General features: G+C 65.0%; 1 protein-coding gene. It reads left to right on the top strand.

The window, feature by feature from the left end; genetic code table 11:
* Nucleotides 1-4: 4 nt before the first annotated feature.
* Nucleotides 5-952 (top strand): GDP-mannose 4,6-dehydratase (locus AC08OV_RS19025; protein ID WP_476620049.1); only part of this gene is annotated, 948 nt, incomplete at its 3' end.

Genomic DNA, 952 nt, shown 5'->3' with positions numbered 1-952 from the left:
CGACGTGCCTCGCGCGCTGATTACCGGGATTACCGGTCAGGACGGGTTGTATCTGGGTGAGTTGCTGACCGCGAAGGGTTATGAGGTGTTCGGGTTGGTGCGGGGGCAGTCGAACCCGAAGGTGGCGACGGTGGAGCGGCTGGTGCCGGGAGTGGTGTTGTTGGAGGGGGATCTGACGGATCTTCCGTCGTTGATCGGGGCGGTGGAGATCTCGCAGCCGGACGAGGTGTACAACCTGGGGGCGATCTCGTTCGTGGGGTTGTCGTGGAAGCAGGCGGAGCTGACCGGGGAGACGACGGGGATGGGGGTGCTGCGGGTTCTGGAGGCGTTGCGGATCGCGGGTGGTAACGACATGTCGGGGGTGCGGTTCTATCAGGCGTCGTCGTCGGAGATGTTCGGGAAGGTGCGGGAGACGCCGCAGCGGGAGTCGACGCCGTTTCACCCGCGGTCGCCGTACGGGGTGGCGAAGACGTTCGGTCACTATCTGACGGTGAATTATCGGGAGTCGTACGGGGCGTTCGCGTGTTCGGGGTTGTTGTTTAATCACGAGTCGCCGCGGCGGGGGATCGAGTTCGTGACCCGGAAGATCTCGCGGGCGGTGGCGCGGATTTCGTTGGGGTTGCAGGACTCGTTGTCGTTGGGGAATCTGGAGTCGCGGCGGGACTGGGGTTTTGCGGGGGATTACGTGGAGGCGATGTGGCGGATGCTGCAGCAGGACGCGCCGGACGACTATGTGGTGGCGACCGGGGAGACGCACAGTATCCGGGAGTTGTTGGATGCGGCGTTCGGGCGGGTGGGGATCTTGGACTGGTCGGGGTTCGTGCGGCAGGATCCCCGGTTTTTCCGGCCGGCTGAGGTGGATGTGCTGGTGGGGGATTCGTCGAAGGCGCGGGAGGTGTTGGGGTGGAAGCCGCGGGTGGGGTTCGAGGAGTTGGTGGCGATGATGGTGGAC

It is taken from the genome of Frankia sp. CeTa3Moorea (assembly GCF_978021225.1).
Note: the sequence above shows the minus strand (reverse complement) of the source record. Positions and strands in the feature narration are given on the sequence as shown.